The organism is Streptomyces solicavernae, assembly GCF_029968095.1.
In the GTDB taxonomy this organism is placed as follows: Bacteria; Actinomycetota; Actinomycetes; order Streptomycetales; family Streptomycetaceae; genus Streptomyces; species Streptomyces solicavernae.
Genome location: NZ_JASCIR010000005.1, coordinates 73,294 through 98,386, shown reverse-complemented (window position 1 = coordinate 98,386; position 25,093 = coordinate 73,294). Strand labels below are relative to the sequence as shown.

Annotated in this window: 26 protein-coding genes and 1 pseudogene; 8 read left to right on the top strand and 19 right to left on the bottom strand. The window is 73.0% G+C overall.

Annotated elements, in window-relative coordinates:
* Nucleotides 1-9: 9 nt before the first annotated feature.
* Both QIS99_RS08655 and QIS99_RS08650 read right to left on the bottom strand, forming a co-directional pair.
* Complete coding sequence (locus QIS99_RS08655) at nt 10-2,121, bottom strand: acetate--CoA ligase family protein (protein ID WP_282512090.1); 2,112 nt, start codon at nt 2,119-2,121, stop codon at nt 10-12.
* Between the two features lie 210 nt (nt 2,122-2,331).
* A complete protein-coding gene (locus tag QIS99_RS08650; protein ID WP_282512089.1) occupies nt 2,332-3,201 on the bottom strand; it encodes an SDR family NAD(P)-dependent oxidoreductase in 870 nt (289 codons plus the stop codon).
* A gap of 250 nt (nt 3,202-3,451) precedes the next feature.
* Between QIS99_RS08650 and QIS99_RS08645 the strand changes: the two genes are divergently transcribed.
* Both QIS99_RS08645 and QIS99_RS08640 read left to right on the top strand, forming a co-directional pair.
* The gene (locus QIS99_RS08645; RefSeq protein ID WP_282512088.1) at nt 3,452-4,168 is read left to right on the top strand and encodes a TetR/AcrR family transcriptional regulator; all 717 of its coding nucleotides are present in this window, start codon (nt 3,452-3,454) and stop codon (nt 4,166-4,168) included.
* Nucleotides 4,169-4,322: 154 nt separating this feature from the next.
* Nucleotides 4,323-4,541, top strand: a complete 219-nt coding sequence (locus tag QIS99_RS08640) for a hypothetical protein (protein ID WP_282512087.1) — start codon at nt 4,323-4,325, stop codon at nt 4,539-4,541.
* Between the two features lie 103 nt (nt 4,542-4,644).
* Here the strand turns inward: QIS99_RS08640 and QIS99_RS08635 are convergent, their stop codons facing one another.
* Together QIS99_RS08635 and QIS99_RS08630 are read right to left on the bottom strand one after the other, a co-directional pair.
* Nucleotides 4,645-5,346, bottom strand: a complete 702-nt coding sequence (locus QIS99_RS08635; RefSeq protein ID WP_282512086.1) for an aspartate/glutamate racemase family protein — start codon at nt 5,344-5,346, stop codon at nt 4,645-4,647.
* Between the two features lie 47 nt (nt 5,347-5,393).
* Nucleotides 5,394-6,125, bottom strand: coding sequence for a DUF2470 domain-containing protein (locus QIS99_RS08630; RefSeq protein WP_282512085.1), 732 nt, complete (start codon nt 6,123-6,125; stop codon nt 5,394-5,396).
* Nucleotides 6,126-6,400: 275 nt separating this feature from the next.
* On the opposite strand from QIS99_RS08630, the pseudogene QIS99_RS32305 reads away from it, so the two are divergent.
* Nucleotides 6,401-6,580 (top strand): annotated as a pseudogene (locus QIS99_RS32305) (hypothetical protein); the annotation flags it as partial.
* A gap of 249 nt (nt 6,581-6,829) precedes the next feature.
* On the opposite strand, the gene QIS99_RS08620 reads toward QIS99_RS32305, so the two are convergent.
* From QIS99_RS08620 to QIS99_RS08605, 4 genes are read right to left on the bottom strand one after another with little or no spacing between them, the layout of a single operon-like run.
* The gene (locus QIS99_RS08620) at nt 6,830-7,045 is read right to left on the bottom strand and encodes a DUF397 domain-containing protein (protein ID WP_282512083.1); all 216 of its coding nucleotides are present in this window, start codon (nt 7,043-7,045) and stop codon (nt 6,830-6,832) included.
* Nucleotides 7,042-7,269 (bottom strand): DUF397 domain-containing protein, encoded by a 228-nt coding sequence (locus QIS99_RS08615; RefSeq protein ID WP_282512082.1) that lies wholly within the window; start codon nt 7,267-7,269, stop codon nt 7,042-7,044. The genes QIS99_RS08620 and QIS99_RS08615 overlap by 4 nt, the downstream gene beginning before the upstream one ends.
* Nucleotides 7,270-7,277: 8 nt before the next feature.
* Nucleotides 7,278-7,493, bottom strand: a complete 216-nt coding sequence (locus tag QIS99_RS08610; RefSeq protein WP_282512081.1) for a DUF397 domain-containing protein — start codon at nt 7,491-7,493, stop codon at nt 7,278-7,280.
* On the bottom strand, nt 7,490-8,338 hold the full coding sequence (locus tag QIS99_RS08605) for a helix-turn-helix domain-containing protein (protein WP_282512080.1): 849 nt from the start codon (nt 8,336-8,338) through the stop codon (nt 7,490-7,492). The genes QIS99_RS08610 and QIS99_RS08605 overlap by 4 nt, the downstream gene beginning before the upstream one ends.
* 110 nt (nt 8,339-8,448) lie before the next feature.
* Between QIS99_RS08605 and QIS99_RS08600 the strand changes: the two genes are divergently transcribed.
* Nucleotides 8,449-8,907: an ATP-binding protein gene (locus tag QIS99_RS08600; RefSeq protein ID WP_282512079.1), complete on the top strand. Its 459-nt coding sequence runs from the start codon at nt 8,449-8,451 to the stop codon at nt 8,905-8,907.
* 158 nt (nt 8,908-9,065) lie between these two features.
* Here the strand turns inward: QIS99_RS08600 and QIS99_RS08595 are convergent, their stop codons facing one another.
* A complete protein-coding gene (locus QIS99_RS08595) occupies nt 9,066-9,737 on the bottom strand; it encodes a TetR/AcrR family transcriptional regulator (protein ID WP_282512078.1) in 672 nt (223 codons plus the stop codon).
* 200 nt (nt 9,738-9,937) lie between these two features.
* Here QIS99_RS08595 and QIS99_RS08590 point away from each other — a divergent pair, with 200 nt between their 5' ends.
* The 4 genes from QIS99_RS08590 to QIS99_RS08575 all read left to right on the top strand — a co-directional run bounded on the left by QIS99_RS08590 (nt 9,938) and on the right by QIS99_RS08575 (nt 15,795).
* Complete coding sequence (locus QIS99_RS08590) at nt 9,938-11,494, top strand: acyl-CoA synthetase (protein ID WP_282512077.1); 1,557 nt, start codon at nt 9,938-9,940, stop codon at nt 11,492-11,494.
* Between the two features lie 45 nt (nt 11,495-11,539).
* Nucleotides 11,540-12,715, top strand: a complete 1,176-nt coding sequence (locus QIS99_RS08585; protein ID WP_282512076.1) for an acyl-CoA dehydrogenase family protein — start codon at nt 11,540-11,542, stop codon at nt 12,713-12,715.
* 20 nt (nt 12,716-12,735) lie between these two features.
* The gene (locus QIS99_RS08580) at nt 12,736-14,154 is read left to right on the top strand and encodes an MFS transporter (RefSeq protein WP_282512075.1); all 1,419 of its coding nucleotides are present in this window, start codon (nt 12,736-12,738) and stop codon (nt 14,152-14,154) included.
* Nucleotides 14,155-14,370: 216 nt separating this feature from the next.
* The gene (locus QIS99_RS08575; protein WP_282512074.1) at nt 14,371-15,795 is read left to right on the top strand and encodes an FAD-dependent oxidoreductase; all 1,425 of its coding nucleotides are present in this window, start codon (nt 14,371-14,373) and stop codon (nt 15,793-15,795) included.
* Here QIS99_RS08575 and QIS99_RS08570 read toward each other — a convergent pair.
* The 10 genes from QIS99_RS08570 to QIS99_RS08525 are packed head-to-tail and all read right to left on the bottom strand — an operon-like array spanning nt 15,785 to nt 25,070.
* Complete coding sequence (locus QIS99_RS08570) at nt 15,785-17,008, bottom strand: lytic transglycosylase domain-containing protein (protein WP_282512073.1); 1,224 nt, start codon at nt 17,006-17,008, stop codon at nt 15,785-15,787. The genes QIS99_RS08575 and QIS99_RS08570 overlap by 11 nt on opposite strands.
* A gap of 53 nt (nt 17,009-17,061) precedes the next feature.
* A complete protein-coding gene (locus QIS99_RS08565) occupies nt 17,062-17,721 on the bottom strand; it encodes a hypothetical protein (protein ID WP_282512072.1) in 660 nt (219 codons plus the stop codon).
* A gap of 21 nt (nt 17,722-17,742) precedes the next feature.
* Nucleotides 17,743-18,297 carry a nuclear transport factor 2 family protein gene (locus tag QIS99_RS08560; RefSeq protein WP_282512071.1) on the bottom strand — a complete coding sequence of 185 codons (555 nt, stop codon included), beginning with the start codon at nt 18,295-18,297 and terminating at the stop codon, nt 17,743-17,745.
* Between the two features lie 26 nt (nt 18,298-18,323).
* Nucleotides 18,324-18,869, bottom strand: coding sequence for a hypothetical protein (locus tag QIS99_RS08555; protein ID WP_282512070.1), 546 nt, complete (start codon nt 18,867-18,869; stop codon nt 18,324-18,326).
* The gene (locus tag QIS99_RS08550; RefSeq protein WP_282512069.1) at nt 18,866-19,468 is read right to left on the bottom strand and encodes a hypothetical protein; all 603 of its coding nucleotides are present in this window, start codon (nt 19,466-19,468) and stop codon (nt 18,866-18,868) included. Before QIS99_RS08550 ends, QIS99_RS08555 begins: the two co-directional genes overlap by 4 nt.
* Nucleotides 19,465-20,703 (bottom strand): MCE family protein, encoded by a 1,239-nt coding sequence (locus QIS99_RS08545; protein ID WP_282512068.1) that lies wholly within the window; start codon nt 20,701-20,703, stop codon nt 19,465-19,467. The genes QIS99_RS08550 and QIS99_RS08545 overlap by 4 nt, the downstream gene beginning before the upstream one ends.
* Nucleotides 20,700-21,893: an MCE family protein gene (locus QIS99_RS08540; protein ID WP_282512067.1), complete on the bottom strand. Its 1,194-nt coding sequence runs from the start codon at nt 21,891-21,893 to the stop codon at nt 20,700-20,702. Before QIS99_RS08540 ends, QIS99_RS08545 begins: the two co-directional genes overlap by 4 nt.
* Entirely contained in the window at nt 21,890-22,957 is a 1,068-nt protein-coding gene (locus tag QIS99_RS08535; protein ID WP_282512066.1) for an MCE family protein, read from the bottom strand. The genes QIS99_RS08540 and QIS99_RS08535 overlap by 4 nt, the downstream gene beginning before the upstream one ends.
* Nucleotides 22,954-24,036 carry an MCE family protein gene (locus QIS99_RS08530; protein ID WP_282512065.1) on the bottom strand — a complete coding sequence of 361 codons (1,083 nt, stop codon included), beginning with the start codon at nt 24,034-24,036 and terminating at the stop codon, nt 22,954-22,956. The genes QIS99_RS08535 and QIS99_RS08530 overlap by 4 nt, the downstream gene beginning before the upstream one ends.
* Nucleotides 24,036-25,070: an MCE family protein gene (locus tag QIS99_RS08525; RefSeq protein ID WP_282512329.1), complete on the bottom strand. Its 1,035-nt coding sequence runs from the start codon at nt 25,068-25,070 to the stop codon at nt 24,036-24,038. The genes QIS99_RS08530 and QIS99_RS08525 overlap by 1 nt, the downstream gene beginning before the upstream one ends.
* Nucleotides 25,071-25,093: the final 23 nt, after the last annotated feature.

Below are 25,093 nucleotides of genomic sequence, written 5' to 3'. Positions count from 1 at the left end.
GGTGGGGGCTCAGGCCAGGACGACCCGGGCGTCCAGGCCGAGGCAGCCGTGCGGGGTGGCGAGCAGCGGGTTGACTTCCAGCTCGGCGACCTCCGGGTGCGCGGCGGCGGCCTCGGTGATCGCGGCGACGGTACGGGCGACCGCGTCCAGGTCGACCGCAGGACGGCCGCGCACCCCGTAGAGCAGGGCCTTCGCGTGCAGCTCGTCCAGGAGCCGGCGGGCGGCGGCGGGGGTGAGCGGGGCGAGGCCGAAGGCGACGTCGCGCAGCACCTCGGTGGTGATCCCGCCGAGGCCGACCATCGCGACGGGCCCGAAGCGCGGGTCCTGCCGTACGCCGACGATGAGTTCGACGCCCTCGCTCAGGTCGGCCATCGCCTCGACGCAGTAGCCGGGCGGGGCGAGACGGTCGGCCATGTCGGCGACGGCCGCGTGCACGGCCTCCGGGGTGCTCAGGCCGAGGGCGACGCCGCCCGCGTCCGACTTGTGCAGCAGCCCGAGCGCCTTGACGACGACAGGGCCGCCGATCGCGCGGGCCGCCTCGACCGCCTCGTCGGGCGTGCCGACGAGACGGGCCGCCGGGAAGTCGACGCCCGCGGTGCGCATCAGTTCGCGGGCGGTCCAGTAGCCGTCGTCCGTCAACGGTGCGGCGGGGGCGGGCAGTTCGCGGATCGCCGGGGCGACGGGGGCGTGCCGGACGAGCATGCCGAGGCTGCGCGCGGCCTCCTCCACGGCCCGGAACACGGGGACGCCGAGCCGCTGCAACTCCTCGGCGGCGGCGCTCTGGTGGTACATCGTGTGCACGGCGACCGGCTTGGCGCGGTGCCGGACAAGCTCGCCCATCTCGGCGGCGGCCGCGAGTTCGGCGGCGGCAAGGTCTGGCCCGTACTCGCCGTATCCGCCGAAGTAGCCGGTGACCAGGACCGATTCGACCTCGGGGGCGTCGAGGAGTACGCGCAGGGTGCGGGCGAACGAGGTGATGTCCCGCTCGCCCGCGCCCGCGAGGTCGACGGGGTTGCCGACGCCCGCGGACGGGCCGATCTCGGCGCGCAGGCCGGCGGCGAGGCCGGGGGAGAACTCCGGGACGGTCAGTCCGTGCGCCTCGGCGAGGTCGCTGGCGACGGAGGCGTGCCCGCCGCCGTCGGCGAGCACGGCGGTACGGCGGGCCGGGGCGGCGCCGAACAGGTGCAGGGATTCCAGCAGTCCGGCCATCTGGCGCGGGCTGGCCACCCGGTCGATGCCGCCCGCCCGGCAGGCGGCATCGATGACGGAGCTGTCGCTGGCCAGGGCCCCCGTGTGGGACTGGGCGCCGCGTACGGAGGCGGCGCTGGCCCCGATGGTGAGCAGGACGACGGGTTTGCCGACGGCGTTGGCCTCGGCGGCCGCGGCGACGAAGTCCCGGCCGTCCCCGAAGTCCTCGCTGTAGACGGCGATCAGCTCGGTCTCGGGGTGCACGGTGTAGGCGCGGATCAGGTCGGCGACGGTGAGGTCGGCCTGGTTGCCGAGGGAGGCGAACCGGGAGAAGCCGAGGCCGCGTTCGGCGAGGATGCGGCTGAGTTCCAGGGCCATGTTGCCGCTCTGCGAGATGAGGCCCACGGGTCCGGGCGGCAGCGCGTTGGACGACAGGTGGAGCCCGCTGCTGCTGTCGAGCACCCCGAGGCAGTTGGGCCCGAGCAGTACGGCTCCGGCGGCGCGCACACGTTCCGCGAGCCGCGTCTGCAGCTCCCGGCCCTCCCGCCCGGTCTCCGCGAACCCGGCGGTGATCGCCACGACGGCCTTGGCACCGGCCCCGAGCGCGTCGTCGACGGCGGCCTCGAACCCGGCGGCCGGTACGGCGATCACGGCGAGGTCCACCTGCTGGGGCAGCGCGGCCATCGACGGGTACACGGGCTGCCCGAGCACGGGCTCACCGCGCCGGTTGACCAGGAACACCGGCCGGCGCTCACGCATCCGCAGCGCCTGCACGCTGATCCAGTTGCCCCACTTGGAGGTGTCGTTGCTGGCCCCGACGACGGCGACGGCGTTGGGCGTGAACAGGGCGCGCAGATCGCGGGGCGTGCCGGGGCCCGGGTGGGGCCGGTGGTCGGGAAGGGGCGGTGTCGGGTGCGCTGCGTCGACGGTCATGAGGGCCTCCGGGGGCGGCGGGTGCGGGGCAGGGCAGGGCAGGGCAGGGCAGGGCAGGGCAGGGCAGGGCTGGGTGGGGCTGGGTGGTGCGTGCGGGCTTACGGGCCTACGGACGTACGGCTGCGGGGGTACGGCGTACGGCGTGCTGCGTGCGGGCCGGAGGGGCGACGGGTGGAGCGGCGAGGAAGCGGACCCCGAGGCCCGCGCGGCTCACACCGGCTCGGGCACCGTCCCCGGCTCCGGCTCCTTAGCGAGGTCCGGCACCGGATGGCCCGCGCCCCACGCGTCCGCGCCGCCGTCCACGACGACCGTGGTGCCCGTGACGTACGCGCCGCCCGGCGAGGCGAGGAAGGACAGCACGCCGGCCACGTCGTCCGGGGTGCCGAGGCGGCCGAGCGGCACGGAACGGGCCCAGCGCTCGCGGTCCTCGGCGGAGTAGTTGCCGTCGAGCCCGTCGGTGGCGATCGTGCCGGGGGCCACGCACACCGTACGGATGCCGTACCGGCTCCACTCCAGGCTCAGGCCCGCCGCCAGGTTCTCCACCGCGGCCCGCGCCGCGGCGGCGTGCGCGAAGCCGGGGATGCCGCGGCGCGGCGAGAACGCGATGAAGAACACCGCGCCGCCGCCCTGCGGGATCATCGCGCGCCGGGCCACCTCGCGGGTCACGGCCCAGGTCGCGTCGACGGCCAGGCGGTGCACCGCGCGCCAGCCGTTCGGGGTGATCTCCTCGGCGGGGGCGGAGAACTGGCCGCCTGCGTTGTTGACCAGGACGTCGATCCGGCCGAAGGCGTCGAGGGCCCGGTCGACCACCGCGGTGACCTGCTCCGGGTCCCGGATGTCGGCCGGCATCGCGAGGGCCGTGCCGCCGAAGGACTCGATCTCCTCGACGACCTGGGCCAGCGGTTCGGGCCGTCGGCCGCACACCAGGACCCGCGCGCCGGCCGCCGCCAGGGCCAGGGCCGTTGCCCGGCCGATGCCGGTGCCGCCGCCGGTCACCAGGGCCGTGCGGCCGGTGTGCACGTCCGGCCTGAGGACGCCGGAGTACGGCAGGGAGTACGGCAGGGGGGAGTTGATGCGCACAGCGCCTCCTGAGGGTCTGCGGGCCACCGATGTTGCGATTGACTGATGCGTCAGTCAGCCACCGCAACACATCGGCCGTCAAGGGGTGAGGCGAGATTGATTTCCGCTCTTGCCAAGGGGATTGGGGATGCCCCACCATGCGGAGGCGAACTGACGCACCGGTCAGACTCCGGCCGGATCGCCCGGCTCTGCGATGATGACCTCCGCCCGTGCGGCGGAGAGGGCGCAGGACGAGAAACGGAGCGGTTCGATGACCACGCGGAGCACCGGGAACGCCACGGGCACCGGGAACGCCACGGGCGATGGGAACGCCACAGGTGCCGGGAACGCCACGGGTGCCGGAAGCGGCCCCGGCCCCGGCGCGGGGGACGACGACCGGCGGCGCCGCATTCTGGAGGCGACCTGGCAGCTCATCGCCGAGCGCGGCTTCCACTCCGTACGCATCGCGGACATCGCGCGCGCCTGCGGCACCAGCACGGGCACGGTGCACTACCACTTCCCCGGCAAGAACGACGTCCTCGCGGAGGCCCTGAAGTACTGCGTGAGCCGGGCCTTCGCGCGGCAGAGCACGGAACTGCGGGCCATCGACGACGCGCACGCGCGGATGCTGAAACTCATCGACCTGCAGCTGCCGCGCCTCGGCCAGGTCCGCGACGAGTGGTCGATCTGGCTGCAGTACTGGGCGGAGGCGGCGATCCGCCCCGAGTTCCGCCCGGCGCACAACGAGTACTACGACCGCTGGCAGGACACGGTCCGCCGGATCGCGCGGCGCGGACAGCGCCAGGGCGTCTTCCGCGAGGACGCTGACCCGGACGTGGTCGCGCTGCGGCTGACCGCCCTCACCGACGGGGCGGCGATCCAGGTCCTGACCGGGGTGCGCGGCATGACGGTGAGCACCATGCGGGAGCTGCTGGTGGAGCAGGTGGCGCGGGAACTCCTCCCCGCGCCGGACCCCGTTCCGGCGTAAGGGGTCCGGCGCGTCGCACGCCGGAGCTCGACCGGCGCACGGGAGCGCAAGCCGTTTGGCCCGCGCGGGCAGTTGGGCAGTCTTTGTCGTGCCGGTACGACCAGCCGGTACGCGAGACATCCACCCCACACCCCGAAACGACGAGGTGGCACTGATGCCCGACAGGACCCCGGAACCGATCGCGACCTTCTGCGGCAAATGCGACTGCGGCTGCCCGCAGCTGTTCGTCGACGCCGACGCGCCCGCGGACAAGCGCGTGCGCATCACCGACGACTTCGGTCAGCAGGTGCAGATGAGCGAGGACCAGTTCGCCGACCTGGTGGCCCAGGCCAAGGACGGCGCACTCGACCGCCTGGTCACGGCTTCGGCCTGAGACGCACAGACCCGACGGCCCGCCCCGCGTGCGTGGGGGCGGGCCGTCGGGGGCCACCCTGTTCAGGGCTATTCGGGGTTGGTCGGGGCTGGTCGGGGCCTGTTCATGGCGAGTTCTGCCCTCCCCCTTCGAGCAACGCCCGTACGCGCGCGCACGCCGCCGGGATCGGGCCGATCACCGGGACCGGGAAACGGTCGCGGAGGGCCTCGGCGGACTCGCCGAGCGGGCCGCCGCCGATGACGACCGCTTCGGCGCCGTCCTCCGTGACGCAGGCCTCGACAGCCGCCGCCAGACGGTCCGTCATCTCGTCCGGGGACGCGGCGAGCCGGAGCGGATCGCCGGGGGTGAGGCGGATGCCGGTGTACTGGCCGGACCAGCCGAGCCGGTCGACGCGTTCGGCGATCGCGGCGGTCAGGTCCGGGGTGGTCGTGGCGATGCCGAAGCGGCGGCCGGACGCGGCGGCCTCGGCCATGGCGGCCTCGGCGATGCCGACGACCGGCACGTCCGTGAGCGCGCGCAGTGCCGGCACGCCCGGGTCGCCGAACGCGCTCACCACGAACGCCCCGACGCGCGCGCCGTCCGGCCCGGCGAGCGCCCGCTGCGCGGCCCGTACGACCTGGGGTGCCGAGGCGAGCAGCCGGTCCTCGGTCACCAGCATCGCGGGGCCCTCGGCGACGGTGAGGCCGCGTACGTCGTAGCCGTCGTCGGGGCGCAGGGTGCGGCGGGCGACGGCGGCCATCATGTCGGTGGTGGCCTGCGAGGTGTTGGGATTGATCAGGGCCACGACCGTGGTGGGAACGGTCACTTGTTGCTCTCCGCGGTCGTCGCCTGCGCCGGCGCGCGCACCGGGCCTCAGCCCTTGACCGAGGACCAACCGCGGTGCCGGTGGTCGCAGTTCGGGGACGGCGGGGGCAGGGTCAGCAGCCGCCTGACCTGTTCGCCCGCGTGGACCGCGTCGCGGGCCGTGGCCGGGAAGAGGAGGCGCAGGTCGCAGTGGCCCTCGCGGTACTCGCAGCGCAGCGTGATGCCGTACCGGTCCACGGCGAGGGGGAGGGTGCGTTGGACGCCGTAGGGGAGGCGGGAGCCGGAGCGGAGGAGCAGGTCGACGACCATGTCGTCGTGCGCGTCGGCGAGATGGGTGAGCATCGCCGCTTCCTCGACGGCGAGCGGGTCGGCCTCCGCGAGGGCGTACTCGTCCAGGCCCACCTCGTGCGTGCCGGTCGGCGTGCGCAGGGTGACGCGGGCCAGGTCGAGGCGGAGCGAGCCGTCGTCGGCCGGGGCCAGCCAGCCGGAGATCGTGACGCGGGCCCGTACGCGGTCGCGGAGCGCGGTCGGGGCGATGTCGGTGAAGTCGAGGAGCGCGGCGAGCGTGCCACGGGGCGCCGCGGCGATCTGCGCGGCGAGCGGGGTGTCGGGCTGCGGGTGCAGGGTGATCTGCCCCTTGCTGCCGACGGAGTGCATGCCGATGAGGTCGTAGTCCTGCCCGTCCGTGGTCAGGGACAGGGAGACGGCCTGGGCGAGGAGGGAGCGTACGCGCTCCGCGGCGGTCTGCTCGGGCAGTTCGAGGTCTGCGGCGGCGCTCAAGGTGAACTCCTTGCGGGGCGGGGCAGGTTGGGGCGGGGGAGGGGCGCTGGGGCGGCCCTTTCCCCTGGGAGGGGCCACCGAAGCGACCTCCCCCGATCGGTGAGGTAAGGCTAACCTAATTAACCCCGATGGATTCGTCCAGGCCCTGATGGCCGTGAGTGGGCGTGAGTGGGCGTGGGGCATGGGGCGGCCTCGCGCTGCTGGCTGCCGGGGCTTGAGCGGAGCCGCGGTGACGGGGTGCGGCCTGTGCCGGTGGGCCTGGTGCCGCAGCCCGTCACAACCGGTCCGGCCTCACCCTGAAGAAGATCGCCGACGACCCGAAGAACGCGGCCAAGAACCTTCAGGTGTACGTGGGTGCCTTCTCGGAGAACGCCCGCGAGGTCCTGGAGAAGTGCGAGTTCGCGCAGCAGATCAAGCGGCTCGACAGCTCGGACCTGCTGTACAAGGGTTCTGGATCCTCACGAACCGGAAGTCGCCGGACCGCAAGGGCAAGGTCGTCCTTGATGGATCACGTCTCCACCGTGGACAGCCTCGGCAAGCGTTACTTCGGTGCTGACCAGAGCTTCAAGTCCAACCTCGACCGCAGCGCGCGCCGTGCTGCTTGGCGCATGATCCGGCGGGAGACGGGGCTGGCCGAGGGGGAGTGAGTCGTGCGCGGGCCCGCGTACACCGGGTGGTGTACGCGGGCCCGCGGTGCGTTCGCTTTACGGCGGCGACTTGGTGGCCAGGTTGACGAATCCGGCCCATGCTTCGCGTCCAACGGCCAGGGTGGGGCGGGTAAGTGGCCTCTTGGAGTCCCGGATGTGCACGGCATCGGGGGTGGCGGCCACCTCGACACATTGGCCGCCTTCGGCCCCGCTGTAGCTGCTCTTTCGCCAGGTGAGTTCCGGTGTAGTGGACAGGGAATGTTTGGCGTTCATAGCTCTCCCTGGGCTTGCCGCGTCGATGCCAGGTCGACGAACCCGGCCCATGCGTCGTATCCAACGGTGAGGACGGGGCCATCGAGGGCTCTCTTCGAGTCCCTGATGTGCACGGCGCTGCCGGTGGTCGCGACCTCCACGCATTCGCCGCCTCCGCCCGTGCTGTAGCTGCTCTTGCGCCAGGTGAGTTCCGGTGTGGTGGACGAGGAGCGTCCAGCGTTCATCGCTCTCCCTAAGCCTGTCGCGACGAAGCCAGGTCGATGAACCCGGCCCATGCGTCGTGTCCGACGGTGAGGATGGGGCTGTCCAGGGTTCGCTTGGAGTCCCTGATGTGTACCCCGCTGCCGGTGGCGGCCACCTCGACGCATTCGCCGCCTTCGGCCCCGCTGTAACTGCTCTTGCGCCAGGTGAGTTCCGATGCAGCGGACGGGAAGGGTTCGGCGTTCATAGCTCTCCCAGCAACTTCTCGATGAAATCTGTGGTCTCGCCTGGCGTGAGGGCCTGGGATCGGATGATCCCATAACGCGCAGCCACGGAACGGACCTCGTTGCGGTCGGTGAGCAGGATGCTGCGGCCCTGCACCTCCAGATACGCGAACTGGTCGCCGTTCTTGCGGGTGATCAGGGTGAACGGCCCGTCCACGCCTGCGTTGTCCTCGCGATCGGTCGGCATGGCCTGGATCTCGACGTTGCGTTTGTGGCTGACCAGAAGGATCTGCTCAAGTACTCCGCGCAGCACAGGCCTCCCTCCGAACGGGCGTCGGAGCACTGCTTCCTCGACAACGAAGCTCATGAGCGGTGCAGGCCACCTGCTGAAGATGTCTTGGCGGCTGATGCGAGCGGTGACTCGCTGTTCGATCGTGTCCTCGTCCAACAGTGGGCGACGCATCGCGAGGAGGGCCCGCATGTACTCCTCGGTCTGCAGGAGGCCGGGCACGGCTTGCACCGCGTACAAGAACAATTCGTCCGCTTCGGCCTCCAGGCGTGCCGCATCCCGGAAGAACGCCGGATACTGAGCCCGTCCCACCTCCTCCTTCATCGCGGTCAACACCCCCCGCGCATCCAGGACTTCATCCGCCCGATCGATGAACCCCGGCGGCGGAATCCTCCGCCCCTGCTCGAACGACGCCACCGACTGGGCCGCGTACCCCACGCGCCTTCCGAACTCCGCGCGGTCGAGCCCCGCCCGCAACCGCAGCGCCTTCAACTGCCGCCCGAACGCCACCACCACACCCGAGCCGGGCTCGTCCTCAGGGTGCTCGCCCAGCTCCCCGCCCTGTTCCTCGTGCTCCATCGCGCCCGCCCTTCCCACCGCGTACAACGCGCACTGCCCCCGCGTGCAGAGCCGTCGTGACAGCGCGCCACCCATAGTCACGCTAGGCCACCGGGCCGCACCGTGGAGCCATGACGACCAACCTCACAACGGAAGTCCGGGCCGCTCAACTCGGCACCCTGGAAGCCCAGTTCGAGATGCGGTTCACCTCCACCCCGCGCGGCGCCCGGCTGGCCCGTCGCCTCAGCGGCGAGCGGCTGCACGCGTGGGGTTTCCCGTACGGCACCGACGAGCACGACGCCCTCACTCTGCTCGTGGCCGAGCTCGCAGCGAACGCAGCGCTCCACGGCCGCGTTCCCGGCCGGGACTTCCGCCTCCGGCTCGCCGCCCACACGGACGCCGTACGGATCGAAGTCACCGACACCCGCGGCGATCAATTGCCGGAACCCGCAAGCGATGTCACTGGTCTGCTCGGAACCGGCGGACGGGGTCTCCTCCTCGTGGCCTGCCTCGCCACCCGCTGGGGCCGGCACCCGCGCACCTGCGGCGGCCCGGGCAAGACCGTCTGGGCAGAGTACGACCGACCGTGAGGGTGGAGATCGCGGAGGCGCTCACTCTGATCCGGCTGATCCGGTTGGACCTCGACGGGCCGTCGACGGGCCCGTAAGGCAGGGCTGGCGGGCAGGGCAGGGCAGGGCTGGCGGGCAGGGCGCTGGCCGGGCCCCGCCCACGCTGCCCCGTCCCCACCTCACCGAGACAGATCCATCGCCCCCGGCGCGTCCACCGGCGTAAGCCCCGTCGCCCACACGCGCCCGTACACCGACAGGTCCCGCAGGTGGGCCGTGATCTGCTCCGCCGAGTAGCCCGTGTCCGACTCGACCCACCACGACAGGAGGGCGATCAGCTCGCCGGTCCAGGCGCGGGCCACCACGTCCAGGGGGACGCGGGGTGTCACGCCGCGCTGTTCGGTGCGTTCACGGAAGAGGGCCTCCGCCTTGGCGCGGATCAGGTCGGTGAACTCGCGCAGCGCGCGGCCGTCGCCCTCGCCGCGGAGGATCACCCGGTAGACGGGGCGCTCCTGTTCGGCGTGCTGGAAGATGTACAGCACCGGCAGGCCCGTGAAGCCCTGCTCCCTGGCCTGTTCGACGGCGGGCAGCAGGCGTTCGCGGTCCTGGGCGAGGTCCCGCACGATGCCGATCAGCAGGTCCTCCTTGTCGCGGTAGTGCGCGTAGAACGTGGCCCTGCCGATGTCCGCGCGGTCGGTGATCTCCTCGACCGTGATCGCGTGGAACCCCTTCTCCAGGACGAGTTCGACCAGGGCCGTGCGCAGGGCGGCGCGGGTCCTGCGTACGCGGCGGTCGACGGTGGGCCTGGTCGTCGCCTGTGGCCGGTCCGCTTCGGCTGCGTGCTTCTTCTGCACGTCGATTCCTGATTCCTCTTCGCTTTCGCTGATTTCTCGTGCTGACCGGGTCGTTGTCCGGGGTCGTTGTCCGGGGTCGTTGACCGAGTCGTTGTACGAGCCGTTGACCCGACCCTAACGCCGGCCTTACGTTGCCACACGCCAAGCTAGTTACAAGACAGTCTGTTCGGTAACTCGATGTAAATCGATGGAGAGCCGCGATGAACCTGGGTCGATACCTGCGCCGCACCGCCAGCCACCAGCCCGAAGCCGAAGCCGTCGTCTGCGGCACGAGCAGGCTCGGCTACGCCGAACTCGACGAGCAGAGCGACCGCCTCGCCGTCGCCCTGCGCGAGCTCGGCGTCGGACCCGGAGGCCGCGTCGCGACCCTGGCCGCCAACCGGATCGAGCTGGTCGTCACCGAAATCGCGCTCTACAAGGCCGGGTTGACCCGCGTGCCGATCAACGCACGGCTCGGCGCCGCCGAGGTCGCCCACCTGCTGCGCGAGTCCGACGCCGCCGCCCTGCTGCTCGACTCCGGCCACCTGGACGCGGCGCGCGAGGCGGTGCCGGGCAGCGGCGTGAAGACGGTCATCGGGTACGACGGGGAGAGCGACCTCGGCCCCGGATACCTGGACACTCTGTCTCGTAACGAGGCGGAGCCCGTGGACGTGGAGTGCGCGGAGGACGACATCGCCGTCCTGCACTTCACCTCCGGCTCCACCGGCCGACTCAAGGCCGCGACCCAGACGTACGGCAACCGCCTCGCTCTGATGCGGAAGTCCGTGATGAGCGCCGAGGCCCGCGTCGGCAGCGGCGACCGGCAGATACTCGCCGGGCCCGTCACACACGCCTCCGGCATGCCGCTCATGGGGATCTTCTTCGCGGGCGGCTGCGCGATCGTGCTGCCCCACTGGGACGCGGAGGAGTTCCTCGCCACCGTCCAACGCGAGCGCGCCACGCACGCGTTCGTCGTGCCCACCATGGTCAACACCGTGCTCGCGCTGCCGAACGCCGGGGACTATGACCTCTCCAGCCTGCGGCGGCTCATCTACGGGGCCGCGCCCATGTCGCCCCGCCGCATCCGCGAGGCGTGGGAGCTGTTCGGGCCGGTCCTCGCGCAGGGCTACGGCTGCGGCGAGACCACCTCCGGCGTCCTGTTCCTCACCACCGACGACCACCGCCGCGCCATCGAGGGCGACGACGAGGAACTGCTGCTCTCCTGCGGCCGCGCACAGGCCGAGGCCGAGGTCGCGATCGTCGACGACGCCGGAACTCCCGTACCGGACGGGGAGATCGGCGAGATCGTCGTCCGCGGACCCGACGTCGTCCCCGGCTACCTGGGCGCGCCCGAGCTGACCGCCGAGTCGTTCCGCGACGGCTGGTTCCGCACCGGGGACCTGGCCCGGCGCCGACCCGACGGCTATGTCTTCATCGTCGACCGCAAGAAGGACATGATCATCTCCGGCGGGTTCAACATCTACGCCGTCGAGGTCGAGTCCGTCCTGCACCAGCACCCCGACGTGTACGAGGCCGCCGTCGTCGGCGTCCCCGACGAGCAGTGGGGCGAGGCCGTCAAGGCCGTCGTCGTGCCGCGCGCGGGCGCCGTGCTCGACGAGGCGGAGGTCGTCGACTTCTGCGCGGCGCGCCTGGCCCGCATGAAGAAGCCCCGTTCCGTCGACTTCGTCGCGGCCCTCCCGCACAACCCCAACGGCAAGATCGACCGCCGCGCGATCCGCGAACCGTACTGGGACGGCGCCGCCCGCCGCGTCCACTGAACCCCCTCCACCCCGCACCCGAACGAAAACGAAGAGGAACATCCCATGCCGTACACCCTCGAACCCTCCTACGACGACAACCCCCGCCTCCAGGACCTGGTCGTACGCCTCCGCGCCTACCTCGCCGACGAGCTCGTCCCGTACGAGCGGCAGCACGGCATCACCCCGGAGAGCCCGCTCGACCGGGCCACCCTCGAAAAGGTGTGGAAGCGCAGCCGGGAGCTGGGCTTCTACGGCGTCAGCCTGCCCGCGGAGCTCGGCGGGCAGGACCTGAGCCTCACGGAACTCTGCGCCCTCAAGGAGGAGTTGACGGCCTCCGGCGCCGCGCTCTCGCACTCCGTGCTCGGCGACATGGGCGGGCCGCTGCGCGTCGGCGCGATCGTGAAGTACGCGACCGAGGAGCAGCTGGAGCGCTATCTGCTGCCCGTCGTACGCGGTGAACGCGCCTGCTGCTTCTCGATCACGGAACAGGACGCGGGCTCCGACGTGCGCCGGATGACCACCACCGCGACGCCGACCCCCGACGGCGACGCGTACGTCCTCGACGGCCACAAGGTGTTCTCGTCCGCCGCGCCCTTCGCGGACTTCGCGATCGTCGTCGCGCGGATGGCCGGGAGCGACGAGGCCTACAGCGCCTTCCTCGTCGACCTGGACAGCCCCGGCTGCCGCGTCCTCGACGGCGAAGTTCCCATGTCCGGGCAGCGGATGGAGGGCGACATCGTCCTCGACGGCTGCCGGGTGCCCGCCGCCAACCTGCTCGGCGAGATCGGCCAGGGCCTGCGCATCGGCATCGGCCGCATCACCCTCAACCGGCTGCTGCACTGCCCGTCCCTGATCGGCGCCGCCCGCCGCGCCTGGGACCTGTCCGTCGCGTACGCCAAGGAACGCGTCGCGTTCGGGCAGCCGCTGCTCGCCCTGCAGGCGATCCAGCACAAGCTGGCCGACATGGCCACCGAGCTGTACGCGGCGCGCTCCATGGTGACGGCGACGGCGGTCCGCGCCGACCGGGGCGGGAACATCGCCGTCGAGGCCAATATGTGCAAGCTGTTCACCTCCGAGGCCTGCTTCCGCGTCGCCGACCAGGCCGTCCAGATCCACGGCAAGGCGGGGCTCACGCGCGGGCACGAGGTCGAGCAGATCTTCCGCAGCCTGCGGATGTTCCGGATCGTCACCGGGACGACCGAGATCCACAAGAACGCGATCGTCAAGGCGCTGGTATGAGCGGGCCCGGGGGCGGGCGAGTGAGTGAGCCGGGAAGTGGGGGAGGAGGGCGGGCGAGCGGGCCCGGGGGGAGTGGGGCCGCCCTGCTCGCGGCCGGCTCCGGGGCCTCGTCCGCGGCGGTCGGCGGGCTCGGCTCCAAGGCCGAGCGGCGGCGGGCCTGGCTGGTCACCGTCGTGATCGTCGCGTTCATGGTCGTCAACTACGCGGACAAGTCCGTACTCGGCCTCGCCGCCGTCCCGATCATGGACGAACTGGGCCTCAGCAACAGCACGTACGGCCTGATCTCCAGCTCCTTCTACTTCCTGTTCAGCCTCTCCGGGCTCGTCGTCGGGTTCCTCTCCTCGCGGATGTCCAGCCGCGTGCTGCTGTTCGGCATGACGCTGATGTGGGCCGTCGCCCAACTGCCCGTGCTCGCGTTCGCGTCGGCCGGGACGCTGCTCGCCAGCCGGGTGCTGCTCGGGGCGGCGGAGGGGCCGGCGGCGTCGATGTCGATGCACGCCCTGTACAAGTGGTTCCCGGCGGGGCGCCGCGGGCTGCCGTCCGCCCTGCAGATCGGCGGCGCCGCCCTCGGCACGCTGATCGCCGCGCCCCTGGTCACCTGGCTGATCACGGCCTTCGGCTGGCGCTCCGCGTACGCGACGCTCGCGGTGGTCAGCGCGGCCTGGGGCGTCCTGTGGTGGCACATCGGGACGGACGGGCCGTACGGGGAGGGGGCGCGGCCCTCGAAGTCCTCGGCGCCCTCGGCCGGGGCGGTGGGTGACGGTGCGGTGGACGGGGGTGCGGTGGACCGGGGTGCGATGGGGTGGTTGCCGTATCGGCGGGTTCTGCTGACCGGGACCGTGCTCGGGAGCATCGCCAGCGCGCTGGGGGCGCATTGGGCGCTCACCGTCAGCCATGCCTGGCTGCCCGTGTACCTGCGGACGCAGCTCGGCATGTCGGCGTCCGCCGCCGCTACGGCGATCAGCGTGATCTCGGCGTTCGGGCTCGTGCTGCTGCTGTCCGTGTCGCCGCTGATGGACGCGCTCAAGTCCCGCGGGGTGAGCAGCCGATGGTCGACGGGGGCGACGCAGGGCGTCGCGGTCGTGGTGGCCGGGTGCGCGATGGCGGCGTTCCCGTTCGTGGCCGCGCCGGGGGTACGGCTCGTACTCGTCGGTCTGGCCTTCGGCGGGTCGGCGGTCGCGATTCCGCTGCACTACATGACGGCGGCGGAGGTGGTTCCGGCCGGGCAGCGGGGCGCGGTGTTCGGCATCGTGGCGGCGGCGGGGACGCTGCCGGGCCTTGTCGCGCCGTTCCTGACGGGGCGTCTGATCGACGCGGGGGCGACGGCGGCGCAGGGGTATCGGGTGGCGTTTCTCGTCGCCGCGGCGGTGATGGTGCTGTTCGGGGCGGTCGCGGTGGGGTGGATCCGTCCGGAACGGGACGTCGAGAGGCTGTCCTGAGCGGACGGCCCGGGTTTCCGGGGCGCTCCACCCGGGACCCGGGCCCGACCGCACCGGCGGACGCGCCCCCGAACCCCGGCGGACTCGCCCCGAACCCCGGCGGAACCGGTCGCGCCTGGAGCGGAACCCAACTGGACCTGGGATCCTGGCAGTCGACAGACAGGCCGAGGACCGAGGACCGTTCGGCCCGGGCAGAACGAAGGGGCGTGAGCATCGGTGACCCAGCCGGTGGGACAGAAGCGGGCCGTGGTCGTCGGAGGGAGCCTCGCCGGGCTCCTCGCCGCGCACGTGCTGACGGAGCACGCCGACCGCGTCACCGTCGTGGAAAGAGACCGGCTGCACAGCGAACCCGTGCCGCGCCCCGGCGTCCCGCAGAGCAGACACACGCACGTCCTGGTCGACGGCGGCCAGCGCGCCCTCGACGAGCTGCTTCCCGGCTTCATGGACGAGCTCCGCGCCGCGGGCTCGCCGCGCGTCGGCATGCCCGAGGACATGGTGCAGTGGCAGGGCGGCCGCTGGTTCCGGCGGACGACGGCGTCCATGTACATCCACACCGGCACCCGCCCGCAGCTCGAACTCCTCGTACGGCAGAGGGTGTTGGCCAACCCGGCGATCGAGGTCGTCGAGGGCGCCGAAGCCGTCGGACTGCTCGGGAATGCCGCACGCGTACGCGGCGTGCTGCTGCGGGAGCGTGGCGCGGGCGGGCAGGAACGCGGTGCCCGTGGGGCGGAGGGGGCCGAGCCATTGGCCGCCGACCTCGTCGTGGACGCCTCCGGGCGCGGCAGCCGGGCCCCGCAGTGGCTGGCCGGGATCGGGGCGGACGCGCCGTACGAGGAGACCATCGACACCGGACTCGCCTACGCCTCCCGCGTCTACCGCGACCGGAGCGGCCGCCTCGGCGAACACGCGCGCGGTTTCAACATCGTGGCCGACCCCACGCAGCCGTACGGCGCCGTCGTAGCCCCGCTGGAGGACGGCACCTGCATGGTCACGCTCTCCGGCCTGCGCGGGGCCGAACCGCCCACGGACGACGAGGAGTTCACGGCGTTCGCGAAGCTCCTCCCGCACCCGGTCGTGCACCGCTGGCTGCGCGACGCCGAACCGCTCACCCCCGCGTACGGCTTCCGGCGCACCGCCAACGTGCGCCGCCGGTACGACCTGCCGGGCCGTCGCCCCGCCGGGTTCCTCGCGACGGGCGACGCGCTGTGCACGTTCAACCCGATCTACGGGCAGGGCATGTCCGTCGCCGCGCGCAACGCGCTCGCCCTGCGCGACGCGCTCGCCGACCCGCGCCGCACCCCGACCACCCGCCGCGTCCAGCGCGCCGTGCTCGCCTCCTCCGGGCAGGCCTGGGACATCTCGGCGGGCGCGGACCGGAAGATGCCGGGCGCGGACGGGAACGCGGTCGCGGCGGGCGTGCTCGACCGGCCCGCCGGCTGGTACCTGGGGCGGGTCATCGAGCGGTGCGGCACCGACCCCGTCGTCGGCGACGCCTTCCGCTCCGTCCTCACCCTCACCGCCCCGCTCACGTCCCTGTTCGCCCCGCGCGTGGCCGGACGCGTCCTGTTCGGGCCGGTCGTGCCCGCGCCGACGGAGCCGCCGATGGTGCGGGAGGGTGTTTCCGAGCCGGTCAGGCCGTAGGCAGCGGGGCGCACGGGGACGGGGAGGGCGGGGGTGCGGACGGGGTCTCGGTCGGCGTCTGCGTGGGCGTCGGCGTCGGCGTCTCCGGCGGAGGTTGCGTGGGGGACTCGCCGTCCGTCGGGCACGGGGCGGTCGGGGTTCCGCCGTCCGTCGGCGGGGGCGTGGTCGGGGCGGGGGTGTCCGTGGGGTCGGGGGACGGGCCGCCCGTCGTACCGGGGCTCGGACTCGGGCTCGGGCGGGGCGTCGGGGTCGGGCGGGGCGTCGGGGTCGGGCGGGGCGTCGGGGTCGTCGTCGGGCCGCCGCCCGGGGTGGGGCCGATCACGATGCCACCGCGCCCGCCGCCCCCGCCCACCGGAGCCGTCGCCGGGGTGTCGGAGCCCGCGCCCGGACTCCTCGGCCGTACGCCCGTGCCGTCCGGCACCGCGTGCACGCCCTCGCGGTAGAACTCCAGCCAGCGCAGCACGAGTCGGAGATAGTCCCGGGAGTGGTTGTAGCTGAGGATCGCCCGCTCCAGGTCGGCGTGCTCGCGGAGGTCGCGCGGGCCCGCGCACAGGTAGTGCCCGGCGGCCAGGGCGGCGTCGAAGATGTTGTTCGGGTCGGCGCGCCCGTCGCCGTTGCCGTCCGCGCCCCAGCGGCGCCACGTGCCGGGCAGGAACTGCATCGGCCCGACCGCCCGGTCGTACACCGCGTCGCCGTCCCAAGCGCCGTTCTCCGTGTCCCGGATCAGCGCGAAACCGTCGCCGTTCAGGGGCGGTCCGGTGATCCGGTGCCGGGTCGTGCCGCGCGCGTCCACGTCGCCGCCGCGCGCCTGGCCCGACTCCACCTTGCCGATCGCCGCGAGGAGTTGCCACGGCAGTCGGCACGCCGGGTCGGTGCGGGCCACGGACGCCTCGGCGCGCCGGTACGCCGCGAGCACCGTCGCCGGAATCCCGGACTCGGCGCGCGTCCGGGCCGAGGGCGCCGGGGAGCCGCCGCCGGGCCCTTCGCGCTTCGCGAGCGGCGGCAGCTCCGTGTGGTACGAGTCGTCGCCCTGCGATGCGCCGACGCCGGGGTGCGGGTCGCCGTCGGCCGCCGAGCGCGCCCGGCCGTCGCCGTCACCGCCCAACTCCCTCAGCGCTTGCGGTGCTTGGGACGCGCTCAGGACGGCCGTCGCCGCCACGGCCAGGCTCGTACCGCGCAACACACGGCGCAACCGACGCGTACGGGAAGGCATGGAGGCCCCTTTCGCGGGCGTGGATGGGAGGTACGGCCAGGAGAATGGGCGGGTCAGTCGGTGAACGTGTCGATCGCCGAGACCAGCCAGCGCCCGTCCCGCTCGACCAGGTCCACGGCGAGCATCGCGCCCGCGTAGTTGGCGCCGCCCTTCGCCTTCGCCGCCGTGCCGGTGCTGCTCTGGTCGGCGAAGACGAGGACCCGGGCGCGGTCGCCGTCGATGCGCTCCACCGCGCTGTCCGTGACGCTCGTCGTGACCACCGACTTCTGGTCCTTCGCCTGCCGCAGCACCGGCGCGAGCAGCTCACGGTGCCGCTCGACCGCCTTGCCGGTGAGCAGCGCCGACGCCGCCTTGCGGTGCCGCTCCGGCGCGGCGTGGTCGTACGAGAACAGCGCGTTCACCGCCTTCGTCGCCGCGCCCTTCACCTCGCTCGTACGGGCCGGGTCGGTGAGCGCGGTGTTCCGGGCCGCGGGGTTCTCGGCCAGCGCGCGCGTCTCCGCCCGCGCCCAGCCCGCGAACGCGCCGAGGGCGAGGGTGAGAAGGACGAGGGCGGAGAGGAGTAGGCGCCCGCGCCCGCGCCTGGGAACCGGACGCGTCTTCGGCGTACGGGATGTGACGGTCCGGTTGGACTGCCCCGGGGGCGGCGTGCGTACGGTCTGGCGGGTCGTCGCCAGGCGGCGGGTGCGGTTGATGTGGTGGCGGGTCGTGGACATACGGGGCCTCCCGGCCGGTCGTCAGGGCGTCGCGGCGGTGTCGCCGACCGGGGCCTGGGTGAGGGCCGCCAGCTTCCAGCGGCCGTCCGCGCGCGTGAGCTCGCCGAGCATGCGGCTGTTCTTGTCCGCCGGCTTCCGGCCCTCCGCCCGTACCGTCACGCGCAGCGCGACCATGACCCGCGCCCGGCCCGCGCGCTCGTCCAGCTCCGTGACCGCCCCGGACAGCACCTTCGCCGTGCTGACCGTCCGCGCCTTGCGCACCTGACGCTCGAACTCCTCGCGCCCCTCGACGAGTTGGGCGTGCAGCTCGCCGGTGGTCGACTCCTCCCAGAGGTCGAGGCCCGAGTCGAGGCGGCGGTGGTCGAGGGTGCTGAGGTTCTGCACGGACTGCTCGGCCGCCGCCAGCGCCTCGTCGCGGGTCGCGGAGTAGCGCGCGGACGCGTCGTGCGCCGCCCCGTACCAGGACACGCCCGCCCATCCGGCCGCCCCGCCCGCCAGGAGGGTCAGGGCGAGGGCGGCGGCGAGCAGCGGCCGTGGCGCCCTGCGCCTGCGCGCAGCCCCCTGATCAGTGCTCAACTTCGCTTTTTTCCACGGCACTTGACTCACCTCGCCTCGATCTCGACGATCCGCCACACGTCGTTCCGCAGCCGCGCCGTGACCGACAGCTGCGCCGCCGACGTCGCGGGCTTGCCCTTGCCGCGCCGGGCCGTCTGGTCGAGGAACACCAGGAGCTGCGCCGTGTCACCCCGCAGGCTCACCGTCCCGACCCGCACGGCCTGCGTGGACAGCGACAGCTCCTGGTCCCGTACGCCCTCCCTGACCTGCCCGAACAGCTTCCGGTACTGGCGTGCGGCCCGTCCCGACAGCGCCTCGCGCGCCGAGCGCTCCGTGGCCTCGGTGCCCTGCGGCTCGTACGAGAACACCTTCGCGAGCGCCACGCCGACGTCCGCGTTGACCCGGCTGGTGGCCGCCGCGTCCGTCAGGGCCCGGTTGCTCACGGCGGGCGCGGCGCGCAACTCCCGCGCCTGGTACAGGAGTACGCCGCCGGACACGGCGAGGAGCAGGACGAGCGCCGTGGCGAGGAAATGGAACCGCCTTGCGAACCGCTCTGCGAACCGCTCTGCGAACCGTCGTGCGAACCGCCTCATCCGGACACCCCCGAAGCCCGCGGGGCCTCCGAAGCCTCCGAAGCCCCCGAAGCCCCCGAAGCCCCCGCAACCCCCGTCACCGGCACCGCGTTCAGCGACTTGACCTTCCAGGTGCCGTCGGCCGTGCGCGCCAGGACCGCCTCCAGGCGCCGCCGGTCCGCCGACGGGGAGCCGGTGCCCTCGGCCTTCGTCTCCACGCGGACCGTGGCGATGAGCTTCGCCGTGCCCGCCCGGTCGTCGAGCGCCGTGACCGCCGCATCCGTGACGACACCCCGGGACACCGGCCCGGTCTCGGGCTTCTCCTTGCCGAGGCGCGTGCGCAGCGGGCCCGTCGTGACCGCCTGCCAGCGTTCGACGCCCGCGCGGGCGCGGCGCTCGGTGGACGCGTCGAGCGTGGAGAGCGCGGCGATCGCCGTGCGCCCCTGCGCGAGCGCCGTGTCGCGCGCCCGCCCGTACGCGAGGTCCGCGTCGCCCCGCGCCCGCGCGTACGACCAGGCGCCCGCCGCGCACAGGGCGAGCGCGCAGACCAGGACCGCGCCCCACAGCAGCCGCGCCCGCAACCCCGGCGCGGTGCGCGTACCGGAACTCTCAGGACTCATCTGCCCTCCCCGGAACCGGAGTCGAGGCCGAGCAGCCCCGCCATGTCGTCGGCGGACCCGCCGCGCGCGCCGTCGTCCACCGTGGGCAGCGACAGCGCGCCGGGGCGGGCCGGGTCCGGCACGCCGCCGCCCGAGGGGGCGTTGCCGGAGCCGCGGACGTTGACGCCGCTCGCCGGGTCCGCCGTGCAGCGGGCCGAACGGTTGAGGGGCGGGGCGGCGGAGAGGTCGGTGCCGAGACGGTAGCGGGTGGCGTCGTAGCCGGACGTGCACGGCAGCGGCTGGAAGAACGTGAGGGCCATGCCGAGGTCGACCCGCTTCCCGTCGACCGCGCTCGCCCCGGCCGCGACCGCCGCCGGCAGCTTGACGAGCAGTTCCTCGGTGCCGCGCTGCCGGGTCACGGCGATCTCGGACGTGGTGAGGAGGTTGGCGAGGACCACGCCCAGCTCCGGGTCCAGGTCCCGCAGCAGGCCGCTGACCTGCGTCGCCGCCTCGGGCGCGGCCATGATCAGCTTGCGCAGGTCGGCGTCCGAGCCCTTCAGGGTGGCCGCGAGATCCTGCGCGCCCGAGGCGAAGTCCCGGATCGCCTTGCCCTCCTCGGCCTGGGTGCGCAGGACGACCGCGGCGTCCTCCATCAGCTTGGTGGTGCTCGGCAGGGCCCGGTCGGCGGCCTCCACGAACGCGGTGCCGTTGTCCATCAGCAGCTCCAGGTCGTCGCCCCGGCCCTCGAAGGCCTTGCCGAACTCGTCGACGACGGTGCGCAGATCGTCCAGGGGCACGGACGTGGTGAGGTCGTCCACGCTGGTCAGCACGTCGGTCACCGGGCGCGGCACCTGAGTCGCGGCCGCCTCGACGCGGGAGCCGTCACCGAGGTACGGGCCCTCGTCCCGCTCCGGCCGCAGGTCGATGTACTGCTCGCCGACCGCCGACAGGCTCGCCACCACCGCCCGTACGTCGTCCGGCACGGGCGGCGCCGACCGGTCGATGCGCAACTCGGCGACGACCCCGTCCGCGGTGAGCCCGATCGGCCCGACCCGGCCCACCGACACCCCCCGGTAGGTGACCGCCGAGTGCGGGAACAGGCCGCCCGTACGCGGGAGATGGACCCGGACCGTGTAGTAGTCGGCGGCCCCGACGAACCGGCCCAGGTCGGCGTAGCGGATGCCGAGGTGGGTGAGGACGAGCACGGCGATCACGAGGAACGCGAGGTTCTTGAGGCGGACCGCGAGCGTGATCACCGGCCACCGCCCTTCTGCGACGGCACGGAGGGCAGGGGGAGCGCGGACGACTTCGCGGACGACTTCGCGGCAGGTTTCCCCGCGCCGGAAGACGCGCCGGAAGACGCCCCGGAAGACGCCCCGGAAGACGCGCCGGAAGACGGCTCCTGCAACGGAGGCACGAGCACCGTTCCCGGCGCCGCCGCCACGTTCAGATACACGTTCAGGTAGTCGCCCTTCACGCCGCGCAGCACCTCGTCCGTGAACGGGTACGTGAGCAGCACCTGCAGCGAGTCGGGCAGATCCCGGCCGGAGTCCGCGAGGGCCCTGAGCGTCGGGGCGATCGCCTTCAGGTCGGCGACCATGTCCTCCTTGCTCCGGTCGATCGTGTCGACGGCGACGCCCTGGAGGCGGTCCAGGGCGCGCAGCATCGCCAGCAGCGAACCCCGCTGCTTCTCCAGGGTCTTGAGGCCGGGGGAGAGGTCGGTGAGCACGGTCCCCACATCCTTCTTGCGGTGCGAGAGGGTCGCCGCGAGGCGGTTGACGCCGTCGAGCGCGGCGGTGATGTCGCCGCGGTGCTCGTCCAGGTTCGTGACTAGCGTGTCGACGCGGCGCAGCGCCGAGCGGACCTGCGGTTCGCGCCCGCCGATGGCCGCGTTGAGCTCCTTCGTGATCGTTTTGAGCTGGTTCAGCCCGCCGCCGTTGAGGAGCAGCGACAGCGCCCCGAAGACCTCCTCGACCTCGGTGTTGCGCCCGGTGCGGGACAGCGGGATGCGGTCCCCGTCGCGCAGGGTGCCGCCGCCGCTCTTCGGGGGCGCGACGAGCTGGACGTACTTCTCACCGAGCAGGCTGGACTGTTCCAGCCGGGCCGAGGCGTCGGCGGGCAGCTCCACGTCGCCGTTGACGCGCATCGTGACGCGGGCCGTCCAGCTGTCGCCGGGCGCGAGCCGGACGTCGGTGACCCGCCCCACGGACACGTCGTTGACCTTGACCGCCGAGTGCGGCACCAGGCTGAGCACGTCCGCCATGTCGGCGGTGACGGTGTACGGGTGCTCGCCGAGGTCGGCCCCGCCGGGCAGCGGCAGGTCCTCAAGGCCGCCGAACTCCGGCACGGGCAGCGAGAACCCGCCGATCGTCAGGCAGAACGCCACGATCACGGCGGCCGAGCCCCCGGCCCCGACGACCGCCCTGCGGCGGCGGCCCCCGCTCACCGGCCACCGCCCGTCGCGGGCAGCGGCAGCAGCGGCCCGCCCATGCTCAGCTCGTTGAGGTTCGCCCGGCCGTCCAGGGTGCGGGTGCGCGGGTTGTACGCGGACACCACGTTGCCGGCGGCGAGCGGCGCCGTGTCCAGGGCCTCGGCGAGGGAGGCGCGCTGGTCGACGAGGGTGCGGGTGATCGGCACGAGCCGGGACACGTTCTTCTTCAGGGAGCCCCGGTGGTCCTCGATGAACTTCTTCACCTTCGCGAGGGCCTTGCCGAGCTCTTCCAGGGCGCCCGCCAGGTCGTCCTTGTTCTCGGCGAAGTAGCCGGTGACGTCGGCGAGGTTCTCCTGCGCGGTGCGCACGTCGCCGTCCTTCTCCTTCAGCATCGTGGTGAACGACTGGAGCTGGGCGAGCGTGGTGAACAGGTCGCGGCTGCTGCCGTTGAGGGTCTTCGCGGCCTTCCCGAACTGCTCGATGCTCTCGCCGATCGCGGCCCCGTTGCCCTTGAGGTTCTTCGCTCCCGTCTCCAGGAGGTCCGAGAGCGCGCCCTTGGCGTTGGCGCCGCCGGGGCCGAGGGCGCGGGACAGCTCGGTGATGCTGTCGTAGATCTCGTCGATCTCGGCGGGCGTGCTGTTGCGGGACTCGGGCAGCCGCGCGCCGTCCTTCAGGGCCGGGCCCCCGGTGTAGGCGGGGGTGAGCTGCACGTACCGGTCGGCGACGATGCTCGGCGCGACCGCCACCGCCCGCGCGCCCACCGGGACCCGCACGCCCTCGTCGACGGCGAGCGTCACCCGTACCCGCGTCGGCTCCGGCGTCACGGACTCCACCTCGCCGACGCGTACGCCGAGAATCCGCAGGTCGGACCCGGCGTAGATGCCAACCGCACGGTCGAAGTACGCGGTGACGCGCATGTCCCGGGAGCCCGGGGCGCGGACCGCGACCAGGGCGCCGGCGGCGAGCACGGCGAGCGCGAGGGCGCCGACGAGGGCCTGTCGCCGGACAGGCCCTGGCAGCCTGCGGCGGGGCGTCTTCGGACGGGACTCTCTCGGACGGGACTCTCTCGGGCGGGTCATCGTCGTTCGCCTCCCTTCGGGGCGGGGCCGGTCCCGTACGAACCGTCCTTCGGTGGCCGGCAGCTGCTCGCGGGCAGCGACGACTCGGGCAGGTAGTTCCGGGGGACGACGCCGCACAGATAGCTGTCGAACCAGCGGCCGTTGCCGAGGGTGTTGCCGATCAGCCGGTAGTACGGGCCGAGGAGGGACAGGGTGCGGTCGAGCTTGCCCTTGTTCCGTTCCAGGACCGCGGTGACCCGGTCGAGGGCCTTCAGGGTCGGGCCGATCTGCCGGTCGTTGTCGGCGACCAGGCCGGACAGCTGGCGGCCAAGGTCGCGGCTGCCGGTGAGCAGGGCCTTGATGGCGGCCCGCCGCCCCTTCAGCTCGCCAAGGAGCTCGCCGCCGTCCTCGATGATCGTCTCGAAACCGGACTTGTTGTTCTGCAGACTCTTCGTCAGCTTCTTGCTCGCCGTGAGGAGTTGAGCGAGCTCCGTGTCCCGGGACGAGACCGTGCGGGACAGGTCGGAGAGGCCCTTCACGGCGGCCCGCACATCCGGCGGGGAGTCCTCGAAGGTCTCGGAGATCGTCTCGAAGCTCTCCGCCAGCTGCTCCGTGTCGATCTCGTCGATGGTGCCGCTGAGATCCTTGAACGCCTCGGTGACGTCGTACGGGGACGTGGTGCGCGACAGCGGGATGCGGCTGCCGGGGTCCTGGCGGGCGGTACCGACCGGGTCGAGGGCCACGTACTTCGCGCCGAGGACCGTCTTGATGGCGATGGCCGCGGTGGTGCGGTCGCCGATCCAGGTGTCCTCGTCCTCGACGGCGAACGTCACCCGCACCCGGTCCCCGTCGAGGGCGACCTCGCTGACCTCGCCGACCTTCACGCCCGCGATCCGCACCTCGTCCCCGCCGCCGAGCCCCGCGGCCTCGCTGAACTCGGCGCTGTACGAGACGCCGCCGCCCACCAGCGGCAGCCGGTCCGCATGGAACGCGCCCACCGCGAGCAGCGCGAGGAGGACCAGGCCGACCACGGCCACGACCACCGGACTGCGCTCCTGGACCGGCTTCGGCCGGAAGCCGCTCAGGCCGGGCCGGCGCATCACCGGCACCTCGCTTCCGTGACCGCGATCCCGGTGGGCGGCCTCGATCCGTCGGACATGGCGAGCCCGCCCACTTTCGCCTCGCAGAGGTAGAGGTTGAACCACGACCCGTACGACGACAGCCGCGACAGGGCCGTCAGCTTGGCCGGGGACTTGTCGAGGAAGTTCTCGATCTGCGGCGTGCCCTTCTCCAACTCCCGTGACAGACGGCCGAGTTCGCGGATGTCGTCCTTCAGCGGGCCCCGGGCGTCCTTGAGGAACCCGGCGGTCACCGTGGACAGGTCGCCGATCGCCTCGACCGCTTCGCCGAGCGGTTTCCGGTCGTCGTTGAAGCCGGCGACCAGCTTGCGCAGCGTGGTCACGAGGTCGTCGAAGTGGTCCTCGCGGTCGTTGACGGTGTCCAGTACGTCGGTGAGGTTGCCGACCACCTGCCCGATCACCTTGTCCTTCGCGGCGACCGTCGACGACAGCGAGCCGATGTGCTCGATCAGGCTGTTCACGGTGCCGCCCTCGCCCTGCAGGACCTGCACGATCGACCCGGCCAGCTCGTTGACGTCCTTCGGCGACAGGCCCTCGAACAGCGGCTTGAACCCGTTGAACAGCAGCGTCAGATCGAGCGCGGGCGTGGTCCGGTCCAGCGGGATCGTCGCGCCCGGCGCCAGGCTTCCCGTCGCGGCCCCGGTGCCGCGGCCGAGGGCGACGTACCGCTGGCCGACCATGTTGAGGTACTTCACCGCGGCCGTCGTCGTGCCCGGCAGCTCCCGGCCCCGCTCGACGGTGAACGTGACGCGGGCGGTGCGCCGGTCCACCACCCGCACGTCGGTGACCTCGCCGACCCGCACGCCGGATATCCGTACGTCGTCGCCGTCGATCAGGCCCGTGACGTCGGTGAACAGCGCCCGGTACGTGGCGGCGCCGGAGCCGGTGCCCCCGCCGCCGGCGATGCCGAGGCCGAGGAGCGTCGTGGCGAGCGCGGTGACGACGACGAAGGCCAGGGACTTGACGAGCGGACCGGCGAGCGACCGCCGCCGCACATGGCCGAAGTCGTTTTCGCCGC

Coding starts and splice junctions, on each gene's coding strand:
- QIS99_RS08655 (WP_282512090.1), bottom strand. CDS start 2,121: ATGACCGTCGACGCAGCGCACCCGACACCGCCCCTTCCCGACCACCGG.
- QIS99_RS08645 (WP_282512088.1), top strand. CDS start 3,452: ATGACCACGCGGAGCACCGGGAACGCCACGGGCACCGGGAACGCCACG.
- QIS99_RS08640 (WP_282512087.1), top strand. CDS start 4,323: ATGCCCGACAGGACCCCGGAACCGATCGCGACCTTCTGCGGCAAATGC.
- QIS99_RS08620 (WP_282512083.1), bottom strand. CDS start 7,045: ATGAACGCCAAACATTCCCTGTCCACTACACCGGAACTCACCTGGCGA.
- QIS99_RS08615 (WP_282512082.1), bottom strand. CDS start 7,269: ATGAACGCTGGACGCTCCTCGTCCACCACACCGGAACTCACCTGGCGC.
- QIS99_RS08610 (WP_282512081.1), bottom strand. CDS start 7,493: ATGAACGCCGAACCCTTCCCGTCCGCTGCATCGGAACTCACCTGGCGC.
- QIS99_RS08605 (WP_282512080.1), bottom strand. CDS start 8,338: ATGGAGCACGAGGAACAGGGCGGGGAGCTGGGCGAGCACCCTGAGGAC.
- QIS99_RS08600 (WP_282512079.1), top strand. CDS start 8,449: ATGACGACCAACCTCACAACGGAAGTCCGGGCCGCTCAACTCGGCACC.
- QIS99_RS08590 (WP_282512077.1), top strand. CDS start 9,938: ATGAACCTGGGTCGATACCTGCGCCGCACCGCCAGCCACCAGCCCGAA.
- QIS99_RS08585 (WP_282512076.1), top strand. CDS start 11,540: ATGCCGTACACCCTCGAACCCTCCTACGACGACAACCCCCGCCTCCAG.
- QIS99_RS08570 (WP_282512073.1), bottom strand. CDS start 17,008: ATGCCTTCCCGTACGCGTCGGTTGCGCCGTGTGTTGCGCGGTACGAGC.
- QIS99_RS08565 (WP_282512072.1), bottom strand. CDS start 17,721: ATGTCCACGACCCGCCACCACATCAACCGCACCCGCCGCCTGGCGACG.
- QIS99_RS08555 (WP_282512070.1), bottom strand. CDS start 18,869: ATGAGGCGGTTCGCACGACGGTTCGCAGAGCGGTTCGCAGAGCGGTTC.
- QIS99_RS08550 (WP_282512069.1), bottom strand. CDS start 19,468: ATGAGTCCTGAGAGTTCCGGTACGCGCACCGCGCCGGGGTTGCGGGCG.
- QIS99_RS08535 (WP_282512066.1), bottom strand. CDS start 22,957: ATGACCCGCCCGAGAGAGTCCCGTCCGAGAGAGTCCCGTCCGAAGACG.
- QIS99_RS08530 (WP_282512065.1), bottom strand. CDS start 24,036: ATGCGCCGGCCCGGCCTGAGCGGCTTCCGGCCGAAGCCGGTCCAGGAG.